The following is an 11,604-nucleotide window of genomic DNA, read 5'->3' on the forward strand; positions in this document are numbered from 1 at the left end:
CCGCCTCCACAACAGGAAGCGGCCCAGGCACTTGAGGGGGGTGTGAAAACAAGTACCCCGATCAGTAGTAAAACGTAAAATTGCAAAACTACAATGCCAGGATAGTTAATTCGGTACAGTAAACATCAATTGTGGTGATGTCCCCGCGGCTGTAGTCATTTCCAGTCCGTTGACTGTTAGCCTGATTGCAGGCGAAACCTGTTCTCCGGCAGCGAAACCAGCTAATCCTGATCCAGAGTAGTAACCATGGTCGGTAGCTGATAGCGATTGCCAGGTGTTTCCCGCATCGGTGGAAATTTCAACGGTGACCATATCGAGGGTGACAGTCATTTGCATGCCGCCACCGGCTGGAACCGGCCCATGTAGCATTTGAGTGGAATAAACCGCGGGGAACAGGGTGTGAGCATGACCGCCGGTATTCATGTGCATCATGTCCTGGGTAGAAACAAACAATGTCAAATCATAGCCATTGTTGGGACTGGCTGAGATTGCTTCTAACCAGATGGTGTAGCTACGTGGTTTGGTCATATCCATCATGTTTGTCCACTGGTCCATATCGTTGCTGCCTTTTGCAGCAAAAATGTTACCGCCCATCACCATGCGTACTTCGGGATGGAATACCACCTGCAGTGGCTCTGTTGCACCGGTATCCGTCAAACTAATTGCATATTCCCAGTCGCCCATGCTCGTACCGTCGGCCATCATCGATACCATGGAATAATAGACAGGAAAGGTATAGATGCCTTCATCGCTTCTTGAAGCATCAGGTTCATGACTGTGTGGTGTTGTATGATCGTGGCCATTGTTCATATACATCATGGGATGTTGGCTGATACCTTCTATAACAGCGTCAGAAGCTATATCAACAGGATTACCGTCAGCATCTTTAATGGTGATTAGGTGTGTTACACGAGCAGGTGCCACGAAGCCTGTCGCAAACGGTGTTTGGGCACTTGTTGCTAACGCAATGCATAGCGTACGTTGATCAGAGCTTGTTACACTTTGTTCATCAGTGGAACAGCTTTCTGAATTTGCCACAGGATCTGAATTGCTACAGCCAGTGGCTATTAACAGGCTCCCCAACATTACAAGGTATATTTTTTTTATCATCTATAACTCCAGTTACATCCAGGTTTTTATTAAAATCGTGAAACTTATAGCAGCGAATGTGCCAGGAAAAAATCAACATAGAATGAATGAGTTATAACGGTTTTCTTGCAGAGGGCGTATACTGGTACTGTATATCGCGCAAATTAATGTGTGATATGACTCATAATGTCTGAGGTAAACAGGCAATGAAGTTTATAAATACTCAACGAGAACCTTCTCGAGATGTGAATTCAATACCTGCCCTGTGGTGGTATTTCGCGTCCGCGGCTGTGTTGAGTGTGGGATTTGTGATGGCGGTTCGATACTATCCTGGAGGATTCGATTGGGCCTATACCGTTGTTTCAGCACTGGCTTCGCAAAAACACAATCCCGAGGGCAGTGCCTGGTTTGCCGGTGGCTTTGGTCTGTCGATGGCGCTTTTGTGGCCATACGTTTCTTCTTTAAAGAAAAACCTGTGTTCCTGTCTTTCTGCAGCAGCCGGGATTGCCATCAGCTTTTTACGCATTGGGATAATCTGCGCTGTCATATTGGGCATAGAAAGGCTTGTAATCCGAGATCTGTCAGCCTGGGTTTATAAAGCACACGAAATCCTTGCGCTCCTGGCATTCCTCGGATTTTATTTTGGCACCCTCGGGTTGCTGATCCAGGTGATGATCCGTCAAAGAGTTTATGTGTTGTCGGTCTTGCTTGTAGCCAGTCCCTTACTGGCGATTGGTATTACCCAGCTATGGCTTTATCTTTACCAGCGTGATTTAGGGTGGGTGGATGTCAGTTGGCGGGAGATGGGAATACCGCTCTGGTTAAGTTTCGCGTTTTGGCAATGGCTAGCGATAGGTTTTCTAGGGTTAGGACTGGTTTTACTATCATTTATCCGTATCGAGAAAAACAGTTGATCGCGGCGCGCAACCCCGCTCCTTTAGAAGGTGTTTTGTAGGAGCGCACCTGTGGGGCGCGATTAATGCGGTGGTGATATCAATGCCATTGATTGTGATGCGTAGTCCCAAAGCATCTACTACATATATAAGTAGTTACGCAATCGTTATATCATTGGATAGATAAACATCCTGAATTGCATTAAGCAGTTTGATACCTTCATCCCAGGGTTTTTGAAATGCTTTTCGGCCAGATATTAAACCCATACCACCCGCGCGTTTGTTAATAACAGCTGTGCGGATGGCTTGATGCAAGTCATCGCTGCCGGATGCACCACCGGAGTTAATCATACCTGTGCGGCCCATGTAACAACAGGCTACCTGATAACGCACCAGGTCGATGGGATGATCGGTCGTAAGTTCGTTATAGACTTTTGGGTGTGTTTTGCCAAAGTTAATGGCATTGTAACCGCAGTTATTTTGCGCCTGCTTTTGTTTAATGATATCTGCATCGATAGTTGCCGCCAGATGATTGGCCTGGCCTGTCAGGTCGGCAGAAACATGATAATCAATACCGTCGTGTTTAAACGCATTATTACGCAAATATGCCCATAACACGCACACCATACCCAGTTCATGGGCGTATTCAAAAGCTTCGCTAACCTCCTGAATCTGACGACGCGATTCTTCCGAACCGTAGTAAACTGTTGCACCGACTGCAACGGCGCCCATGTCAAACGCCTGTTGCACACTGGCAAACATGGTTTGGTCATATTGATTGGGGTAGCTTAATAGTTCATTGTGGTTGATCTTCACCAGGAAAGGTATTTTGTGAGCATAATCCCGCGCCACTGCATTTAGTACACCCAGTGTGGAAGCTACTGCATTGCAGCCGCCTTCGATGGCAAGCTTAACAATATTGGCGGGATCGAAAAACGCGGGATTGGGAGCAAAGGATGCCCCTGCGGAATGCTCAACGCCCTGATCAACCGGTAATATGGATAAATACCCAGTGCCTGCCAGGCGGCCATGCTGATATAATGCGTTTAGATTTCGCAATACACCGGGCTTGCGGTTTTTGTGGGCGACGACACGGTCAACATAGTCAGGTCCGGGTGTATGCAGGTTTTCTTTCGGAATGCCCTGGCATACATGACTCAATAGATCTTCAGTTTCTTTGCCGAGTTGTGCATGGATATCCATCTTCGTTGGCTCCTATGGTGGTTGAGCACTAGAGTGCCAACATGTGTGAATTTTGCATTGATGTGAATCACGCGATTTGCTGAATGGATCTAATATTTCTCTAACCTGGTAGGCTAGAGTTAGCTAATAAGTAAACTAGTACAATTTGTGGTTGAATATGACTATATTGAAACAATTGACATTAGCGATTGTTTGCGTTTGTTTTAGCGTCACCCTGCTGGCATCAGACCGCCGTGAATATCAACATGGTGTTGAGTTTGTGCCACTGCCTGATGGGCGCTACTGGTTGCTATGGTCCAGCTCTCCGGGTAATCCGCCCGAGGGGGATCAGAAAGTTGTTACAAAAGACGGCGAAAAATGCAAGCACTACAATCATGATATATTCTACTCCCTTATTGATCCAAGTGATCCGGTTGTTAACCAACAGCGACTCATTGCTTTGCCTGAAGCGCAGGAGCCTGTCAGCGCCGCAATATCGAAAAACGGTGTTATTGCCATTACATTTGAAGATGGTTCTGACAGCGATATTGCCAACTGCGATGGGATTATTCAGCAACGTTATCAATTGTTCGACAGGAATTTAAACCCGCTTTCGAAATTAAAGAAAGTTGCAGTCAATGGCGGGCATTCCGGACATATAGATGCGGTCGGGAACCGGTTTGTGATTGCCTATGCTGAAGGCTGGATAAATGAGGGTGGGGTAGACGGGGCAGGTAGTGCAAATGATGTACTGCTTGATGTGATTAGTTCGCAAGGCGAACGCCTATTCCACTATCAAGTTGCTGTAGATAAAGGTTCTCCGCGAGACTGGTGGCCGATAGTGGCGGGGTCGGATCGATATGCAATGATGGTATGGCAACGCTACGTACAGGAAAGTAACTATGCCAATTTAATGTTTGCGCTCTACGATCCAGAAGCCAATGCACTGGTAAAAGAAATCAGCTTATTAAAAGCTAACCTGGTTTATTATCAATATGATGTGCAGTATTTACGAAGCATCAACAGGTTCCTTATAGTTGGTAACTACGTGGGTGATTCGCTATTGCACAAAATTGGCAGGGTGTTTTCCGTTGTTTCGCCTAAAACTTTTGCTTATTTGCTCGATACGCAAGGAAATATTGTAGATCAATGGGATGCCAGTTTAGATTGCCAAAACTGTCCTACTTATTTTAACTACCCCATTGTGCGCGAAAGTCAACCGGCCATCTTCCAGGGGCAGAATTTTGCAAAGGTTTTGTATCCCACTAAACCCAAAGGACTGATAGCTTTTAATATAACTTCATCAACGATCGAAATGAATGCTCATCTTGATGGCGATCATTACTGGTTTCCACTGGGTGCTGATGGCATTTTTCTGGATGAAAACACAGCGTATTTCGCCAACCTCACTCAGCAAGGATTGAAAACCTTTATTTACAAGCTGCAATAACCTTAGCCTTTCTGATTTTCCTTTACCAGCTTGTTTCGATGTTTGCGTAGAGAATATATACACCGTATTTAGTACCATTCTGCTATGTTGCGACATTTTTGCGGAGTAGCCTGCATTGCTGGCTTCGTCCATACCGTGGTAACCTTCGTCGTATGAACGATAAGTTGCTGGTGTTGAATTAAACGCCTGTATACAGAGCAGGTGGATCTATAAAATAAAACAGAAAAACGAGACTGCAAAGTTAAATGCGCATACTCATCATCGAAGACAATTCCGATCTCGCTGCGAATATCTATGACTTCCTGGAAGTTAAAGGGCATACGCTGGATGCTGCTGCCGATGGAATCACGGGCCTGCATCTCGCAGTTGTCAATGATTATGACGCTATAGTGCTGGATGTAATGCTTCCGGGTATGGATGGCTTGATGTTGTGTAAAAAACTTCGCGAAGAAGCAGGCAAACAAACTCCAGTGTTGATGCTAACGGCACGGGATACACTGAATGACAAGCTGGCTGGATTTGGTATGGGTGCCGATGATTATCTCGTTAAACCCTTCGAACTTCAGGAGCTCGAAGCGCGCTTGCTGGCATTACAAAGACGTAATGCCGGTGCGTCTGCAAGAAATCTTAAAGTTGGGGATCTAAGTTTTGATATTGATACACTTACTGTCAGGCGAAAAGACAAGATTATAACGCTTACTCCAACCGGTCTTAAGATTCTGGAATTATTAATGCGTAAATCTCCACACGTAGTGAGCCGAAGGGAGATAGAGCATATGTTGTGGGGTGATGAACCGCCGGATAGCGATGCAATACGCTCTCACATGCATACATTGAGAGTAGCCGTCGATCATCCGTTTGATCAGGCTTTAATTCACACAGTTCATGGTATTGGTTTTCGACTGGAAGAAACGCCGGCATGAAATATAAACACAGTCTGCGAATTCGTATTACAGTTACATTTTTTTTATTTGGCACTTTGTTGATGGTTGCAGTAGCCTTCGGTGTCAACTATGCCATGGAAAATATCGAAGATCGAGTATATAAAGAAAATTTACATAAAGAACTACATAATTTTAAACAGCGCTACAGGGCAGACCCTCAGCAACCTCTGCCACATTCAGCAAGCATGAATGCGTATCTTGTTGGGCCAGGAGAAGAGTCCAGGTTGCCAGACTATATGCGCAGTTTGGCGCCTGGAACTTATGAAATCAAGCACAACGGTAGATTTCTGCAGATAATAGTTGCGCAAGTGAATGGCAAAAAGATGGCATTGGAACTTGATGCAACTATATTTGAGCATCGTGAAACCAAAGTTTCCAATGCTTTGATAGTTGTGGTTATATCCGCAAGCGTGCTGGCACTCTGGTTAGGCTATATGTTGTCACAAAAAGCCATAGCGCCGGTCACCAGTCTGGCAAGAACAGTGGCAGTGCTGGAGCCAAATGTACCTGCTGACAAGTTGGCACCACAGTATGTAAATGATGAAGTGGGTGAACTGGCATTTGCCTTTGATCGCTACCTGGATCGTCTACAGGATTTTGTCGCCAGAGAACAGGAATTTACCGGAAACGCCAGTCATGAGTTACGTACACCGCTAACGATTATTAAAGGTGCAGTGGAATTATTAAATAATGATCCGAAATTATCCTCACGTTCACGTAATGTTTTGCAGAGAATCAAACGAGCTGCTGACAATATGTCCCAGATGGTTGATACACTATTGGTGCTCGCTCGTGAAGATGAGCTGACAGACGAAGATGTCATCAAAGTATCTGCCATCGCAAATGAGGCTATCGCTGAAAACAATGCGCTACTTCGTAATAAAACGGTGATGCTGGAAATAAACAGTAAGCAGGATTTTGGCTTGCAGGTGCCGCGCTCAATTCTCACGATACTGCTGGGTAATCTTTTACGTAATGCGATTGCTTATACGAAGGAAGGCAATATTACGATCACAATAGATGCGCCCTTTGTTTTAGTAACCGACACTGGCGAAGGTATTACCACTGAAGCGCTGCCACTTATTTTTGATCGTCACTATCGTGGTAATGACAATGACTCGAGTGGAAGTGGCATCGGGCTATCAATTGTTAAACGCATTTGTGATCACTATAAATGGCAAATTGATGTTAACAGTACACTGGGAAAAGGTACGGTAGTTTCTATAGACTTTAGCAATTCAGTGGAGAAAACCGGTTGAACGCATACCAGCCTGGCACTGCTATTTAATAAAAGTTTTTCGATTTAATCGCTGCGTTTTGTGTCCTGTCCCGGCCGAGTTTAATTAATCCCGCCAATCGAAATTATTTTTCACTTTCACGAAATCTTCACACAATTTTGATCATTCTTTCATTGCGCCTCACCTAGGATGTTGCCATCGCCAGAATGCGATCTGGCTGGAACAATATTTAACGGTAATCCAAGGTGATTTGTAATGAAATTGAGTGAAAATGTCGGTTTTAGTGATCATGAAGCAAACAAAGCGTTGCTCCTGAAACTGTATGATGCTGATACAGGCTCACGAAAGCAGGTGGAAAATTTTATCCACCATGTCTTTGCGCGCGCCTACAACGCCGATCTCAACCACTATTTGCCGCGCCTGATGGCTCTGCATGGGAAAGACAATCGTGTGATTGCAGGGCTAGGTATGCAGCATGCGTCAACGGGGCGTTTGTTCCTGGAAACCTATCTTCAACATCCAGTTGAAGATGTTATTTCACAACTTAGTGGCACTCGGGTCTCACGTAATTGCATTATGGAAGTGGGGAATCTTGCTTCAGTGCACCGTGGTGGTTTGCGTCAGCTTATTGTGGCGCTAACGTCATACTTAAGTGGAGCAGGGATCGAATGGGTTGTTTTCACGGCGGTGCCCGCAGTAAGAAATGCCTTCGCTGCACTGGATCTGAATTTACATCCAGTTGCTGCCGCTGATAAATCCTGTTTAGACCAGCTGGAACAGGCGTCGTGGGGGAGTTATTACGAAACTGGTCCAGTGGTAGTAGCTGGCAGAGTCGAAGAAGGTTACCGGCGTTTGCGAGAACTCATTGAACTGGAGCAAGTAATGAGTATGAGTTGCTATCTATGGCAATATGCTTTTGCCGTGGGCTGTCAACAACGCATTATCAATTCAGTATCGAATACTCAACTTCAGGGAAAACTATGACGAATCCAATTCTGCAAGCGATAGATCACCACGCGAAAACAACACCAGATGCCATTGCGCTGCAAGGGCAGGACATGGATATCAGTTATGCTTCGTTATTTGAGGAAATTGCCGCAGTACAGGAGTTTGTTCAAAGCAACGGCTCAATGCGGATTGGGCTGTTAATGGATAACGGTCCTGCCTGGGCGGTGATTGATCTGGCTGTACTGAAATGTCATTCAGCGGATCATGCAGATGATCGGAAAGTGCTGGTACCGTTAGCGTCTTTTTTCTCCGACCAACAACTACTGCATATTATTTCATCGGCATCACTGGATACCATAATCACTGACAATCCAGGTCGCCTGATACGTTTATTGCCACAGGCAAAGGCGCGGCCCAAAGCGCGCATCGCTGGACAAAATGTCTGGCAGGTTTCAATACCGCAAATCAACAGAACGGTTTTACCCAATGACACGGTTAAAATTACTTTTACCTCGGGCACAACGGGAGCGCCAAAAGGTGTATGTCTAAGCGCAAAGGCTATTAGTAGTGTTGCACTTTCATTATCAAAGATTGTGGAAGTGGTTAAACACGACAAGCACATGGCATTACTGCCAATGTCTATTTTGCTTGAAAATATTGCCGGTTTGTATGTTGCACTATTACGTGGTGTGCCATGCAGCCTTCCATCACTGCTAAAACTCGGTATTGACGGTTCGCAATCAGTGGATTTTGTAAAGCTGTTTGCAACGGTAAAACAACAACGTGCTACCAGTATCATTCTGATTCCTGAAATGTTGCAGGCATTGCTAGCTATTGTTGATCAAGGCCAGGAATTACCCGATTTACGGTTTGTGGCGGTAGGTGGTGCCAGTGTAGCTCCCAGCTTACTGGAAAAAGCCGATTCACTCGGGTTACCGGTTTATGAGGGTTATGGTCTGTCGGAGTCTGCATCGGTTGTTGCAGTGAATACCCCCGAATCAATTCGCCGTGGGAGTGTTGGGAAACCGCTACAGCATGTGAAAGTCAGCATTGCAGAAGATAGTGAGATCATCGTTGCGGGTCCTGTTTATTCCGGATATCTAAATGAATCATCAAATAAATGTAGCGGCACCCTGGCAACCGGGGATCTTGGTTTTGTTGATGACGACGGCTATCTGTATGTCACAGGTCGCAAAAAAAATGTATTTATCACGTCTTTTGGACGTAATGTTTCACCGGAATGGATCGAACGAGAAATTCAGGCCCAACCTGTCATTGCACAGGCCGTTGTCTACGGAGAAAGTCGTCCCTGGAATGTTGCCGTTATTGTTCCCAGACCGAATGTGACAGCACAACAGGTAGATGAGGCGATCCATACGGTAAATCGTAGTCTACCTGATTATGCAAGGGTGACCAGGTGGATACTGGCGCATAAAGCATTTTCGGCATTGAATAAGCAATATACCGTGAATGGTCGCCCACGGCGTCAGCAAATCTGGAGCGACTATAGTGAGCGTCTTAGTCAACTTTATGAACAACCTGTCATTCGTTGTCGTGTAGACAACAATCTTTCGTACTAATTGGAGATTTAACTATGAGTTTTTATAAAAGACTTGTCGATGAAACCAGTCCACAGAGACAATCATTGGTTGATATCGAATTTATAAAACGTGGTGTTGCCGGGAATGTGACACTCGATGAGTATATCGCATTTCTGACTCAGGCTTATCATCATGTTAAACACACCGTGCCATTATTAATGGCATGCGGAACAAAATTAACCGATAAACAGAAATGGTTGCAGGCTGCGATTGCTGAATACATCGAAGAGGAAATCGGTCATGAAGAATGGATCCTCAATGACATCAAACACTGCGGAGCAGATCAGGAAAAAGTACGCAACGGATACCCGGCAACAGAAACGGAGCTAATGGTGTCGTATGCCTATGACATGATAAATCGTGTCAATCCTGTTGGGTTTTTTGGAATGGTCTACGTGCTGGAAGGCACTAGCGTTGCGCTGGCGACAACAGCGGCAGAAGCTATCCAGGTGCAACTTCAATTGCCGAAAAAATCATTCAGTTATTTGACATCGCACGGTTCACTGGACGTCAGTCATGTGGATTTCTTTGAGCAATTGATGGATCGGGTCGAAGATCCGAATGACCAGGCACAAATTATTCATTGTGCAAAAGTATTTTTTAAACTGTATGGCGATATTTTTCGCTCCCTTGATAACACGGAAAATCCTTCGGAGGTGAAGTATGCAGCTGCATGATAAGCGTGTGGTATTAACTGGCGCATCGAGCGGTATTGGCAGAGAGCTTGCGTGCGAGTTCGCGAAAAAAGGCGCTAAATTACTTTTAGTTGGTCGTCGACAGGCTGAGCTGGAAAAGATTTCACAACAGATAAATGATGCTGGTGGGTTTGCGGCGATAGTCGCTGCCGATATTACTTCCATTAGCGGTCGTACGCTAATCGTTAACGAAGCAACACGTAATTTTGGTGGCGTGGATCTGTTGATTAACAATGCGGGTATCTCGGATTTTAATTCATTTGCCCAGTCAGATCCGGCGCTTGTAGAGCGCATCTATAAAACGAATGTTACCGCGCCAATATTGCTGACTCAGGCAATAGTGCCTCAAATGATTGACCAGGGGCAGGGACGTATTGTCAACATGGGTTCGATTTTCGGTTCCATAGGTTTTGCCTACTTTGCTGCATATTCCGGTAGTAAGTTTGCCATGCGGGGATTTTCAGAAGCACTGCGGCGTGAATTAACCGGTACTGGCGTGGACGTGACCTATGTCGCGCCCCGTGCAGTTAAAACTGCCATTAATAGTAAAGCGGTTTATCAGATGGCGGAAGCGGTAAAAATGAAAATGGATGATCCTGTTACCGTTGCCAGGTGGATTACGCGTTGCATCGAGAAGGACAAAAAGGATGCCTATTACGGGTTTGGCGAGCGCTTTTTCGTGAAATTAAATGGCGTGTTGCCACGGATGGTGGATAAAGGTCTGGAAAAACAGAACAGGGTGATGCGTCCTTTCGCAAAACCTGTGCATTGAACAAACAAATTATATAAGTGGAGATATTGAATGTATAAGATGAAATTAGTAACTGGTTTGCTTTTTACGCTAGCAGCTTTAAGCGGCAATGCGTTTGCTGAATCTTCAAATGAAACTATGCAAGCCGTGGAAAAACTGCAACATCGTTGGGAAGAGATCAAGTTTAATATGGCAAAAGACCAGCAAGAAGGTGCGTTTGATAAACTGGCAAAAGAGGCTCATATTGTCAGCGAAAAATATCCCGATCAGGCCGAACCTTTAATTTGGGAAGCCATCATAGAGAGTTCTTATGCCGGTGCAAAAGGAGGATTGGGTGCGCTGAGCCTGGTGAAGGATGCACGTGAGCTTCTAATTAAAGCAGAAAAAATTAATCCCAATGCTTTAAATGGATCCGTCTATGCGTCGCTTGGTAATTTATATTATCGAGTGCCTGGCTGGCCTATTGGGTTTGGTAATGACGAGAAAGCGCGCAGCTATCTTGAAAAGGCCCTGCAAATTAACCCGGACGGAATTGAACCTAATTTTTTCTATGGCGAGTTTTTGTATGAAGAAGGTGACTACGAAAAAGCACTGCAAGTGTTAAACAAGGCTCTTGAAGCTCCCGCACGTAAGGGTCGGGAAATTTCCGATAACGGGCAGCGCAAGGAAATTGCTGCAATTATTGAAAACGTAAAACGTCAGCTTTAATGTTTTGTTCAATGGCCAGAGGCGTGGTATAGATGGTGTGGTTGGTAAATGGTAATTTACCACGACTCTGGCTTAAGTAGATATAACAGATATTGTCCCTTCGTA

General features: G+C 45.2%; 11 protein-coding genes. 9 read left to right on the forward strand and 2 right to left on the reverse strand.

All coding sequences use genetic code 11. The features are described 5' to 3' along the window. Positions 1 to 105: 105 nt before the first annotated feature. Complete coding sequence (locus tag ACWVCM_RS09495) at positions 106 to 1,110, reverse strand: hypothetical protein (RefSeq protein WP_455201502.1); 1,005 nt, start codon at positions 1,108 to 1,110, stop codon at positions 106 to 108. A gap of 185 nt (positions 1,111 to 1,295) precedes the next feature. Here ACWVCM_RS09495 and ACWVCM_RS09500 point away from each other — a divergent pair, with 185 nt between their 5' ends. Continuing rightward, entirely contained in the window at positions 1,296 to 2,003 is a 708-nt protein-coding gene (locus ACWVCM_RS09500; protein WP_455201503.1) for a hypothetical protein, read from the forward strand. 135 nt (positions 2,004 to 2,138) lie between these two features. Here ACWVCM_RS09500 and ACWVCM_RS09505 read toward each other — a convergent pair whose 3' ends face one another. Then, positions 2,139 to 3,185 (reverse strand): class I fructose-bisphosphate aldolase, encoded by a 1,047-nt coding sequence (locus ACWVCM_RS09505; RefSeq protein ID WP_455201504.1) that lies wholly within the window; start codon positions 3,183 to 3,185, stop codon positions 2,139 to 2,141. A 157-nt stretch (positions 3,186 to 3,342) separates the two neighbouring features. Here ACWVCM_RS09505 and ACWVCM_RS09510 point away from each other — a divergent pair, with 157 nt between their 5' ends. The 8 genes from ACWVCM_RS09510 to ACWVCM_RS09545 all read left to right on the forward strand — a co-directional run bounded on the left by ACWVCM_RS09510 (position 3,343) and on the right by ACWVCM_RS09545 (position 11,499). Further along, positions 3,343 to 4,614: a hypothetical protein gene (locus ACWVCM_RS09510; RefSeq protein WP_455201505.1), complete on the forward strand. Its 1,272-nt coding sequence runs from the start codon at positions 3,343 to 3,345 to the stop codon at positions 4,612 to 4,614. A 245-nt stretch (positions 4,615 to 4,859) separates the two neighbouring features. Further along, positions 4,860 to 5,537: a response regulator transcription factor gene (locus ACWVCM_RS09515; protein ID WP_455201506.1), complete on the forward strand. Its 678-nt coding sequence runs from the start codon at positions 4,860 to 4,862 to the stop codon at positions 5,535 to 5,537. Further along, positions 5,534 to 6,817: a sensor histidine kinase gene (locus ACWVCM_RS09520; RefSeq protein ID WP_455201507.1), complete on the forward strand. Its 1,284-nt coding sequence runs from the start codon at positions 5,534 to 5,536 to the stop codon at positions 6,815 to 6,817. Before ACWVCM_RS09515 ends, ACWVCM_RS09520 begins: the two co-directional genes overlap by 4 nt. Positions 6,818 to 7,051: 234 nt before the next feature. Further along, a complete protein-coding gene (locus ACWVCM_RS09525; RefSeq protein WP_455201508.1) occupies positions 7,052 to 7,780 on the forward strand; it encodes a thermostable hemolysin in 729 nt (242 codons plus the stop codon). Further along, positions 7,777 to 9,324 (forward strand): AMP-binding protein, encoded by a 1,548-nt coding sequence (locus tag ACWVCM_RS09530; protein ID WP_455201509.1) that lies wholly within the window; start codon positions 7,777 to 7,779, stop codon positions 9,322 to 9,324. Before ACWVCM_RS09525 ends, ACWVCM_RS09530 begins: the two co-directional genes overlap by 4 nt. A gap of 14 nt (positions 9,325 to 9,338) precedes the next feature. Continuing rightward, the gene (locus ACWVCM_RS09535) at positions 9,339 to 10,022 is read left to right on the forward strand and encodes a TenA family transcriptional regulator (RefSeq protein WP_455201510.1); all 684 of its coding nucleotides are present in this window, start codon (positions 9,339 to 9,341) and stop codon (positions 10,020 to 10,022) included. Beyond that, entirely contained in the window at positions 10,009 to 10,812 is an 804-nt protein-coding gene (locus ACWVCM_RS09540) for an SDR family oxidoreductase (RefSeq protein WP_455201511.1), read from the forward strand. Before ACWVCM_RS09535 ends, ACWVCM_RS09540 begins: the two co-directional genes overlap by 14 nt. 30 nt (positions 10,813 to 10,842) lie before the next feature. Continuing rightward, positions 10,843 to 11,499: a tetratricopeptide repeat protein gene (locus ACWVCM_RS09545; protein ID WP_455201512.1), complete on the forward strand. Its 657-nt coding sequence runs from the start codon at positions 10,843 to 10,845 to the stop codon at positions 11,497 to 11,499. Positions 11,500 to 11,604 lie beyond the last annotated feature (105 nt).

Source organism: Kaarinaea lacus, from assembly GCF_975902315.1.

What these genes read in the sequence shown, in the direction of transcription:
- ACWVCM_RS09495 (WP_455201502.1), bottom strand. Translation starts at nt 1,110, where the DNA reads ATGATAAAAAAAATATACCTTGTAATGTTGGGGAGCCTGTTAATAGCC.
- ACWVCM_RS09500 (WP_455201503.1), top strand. Translation starts at nt 1,296, where the DNA reads ATGAAGTTTATAAATACTCAACGAGAACCTTCTCGAGATGTGAATTCA.
- ACWVCM_RS09505 (WP_455201504.1), bottom strand. Translation starts at nt 3,185, where the DNA reads ATGGATATCCATGCACAACTCGGCAAAGAAACTGAAGATCTATTGAGT.
- ACWVCM_RS09510 (WP_455201505.1), top strand. Translation starts at nt 3,343, where the DNA reads ATGACTATATTGAAACAATTGACATTAGCGATTGTTTGCGTTTGTTTT.
- ACWVCM_RS09515 (WP_455201506.1), top strand. Translation starts at nt 4,860, where the DNA reads ATGCGCATACTCATCATCGAAGACAATTCCGATCTCGCTGCGAATATC.
- ACWVCM_RS09520 (WP_455201507.1), top strand. Translation starts at nt 5,534, where the DNA reads ATGAAATATAAACACAGTCTGCGAATTCGTATTACAGTTACATTTTTT.
- ACWVCM_RS09525 (WP_455201508.1), top strand. Translation starts at nt 7,052, where the DNA reads ATGAAATTGAGTGAAAATGTCGGTTTTAGTGATCATGAAGCAAACAAA.
- ACWVCM_RS09530 (WP_455201509.1), top strand. Translation starts at nt 7,777, where the DNA reads ATGACGAATCCAATTCTGCAAGCGATAGATCACCACGCGAAAACAACA.
- ACWVCM_RS09535 (WP_455201510.1), top strand. Translation starts at nt 9,339, where the DNA reads ATGAGTTTTTATAAAAGACTTGTCGATGAAACCAGTCCACAGAGACAA.
- ACWVCM_RS09540 (WP_455201511.1), top strand. Translation starts at nt 10,009, where the DNA reads ATGCAGCTGCATGATAAGCGTGTGGTATTAACTGGCGCATCGAGCGGT.
- ACWVCM_RS09545 (WP_455201512.1), top strand. Translation starts at nt 10,843, where the DNA reads ATGTATAAGATGAAATTAGTAACTGGTTTGCTTTTTACGCTAGCAGCT.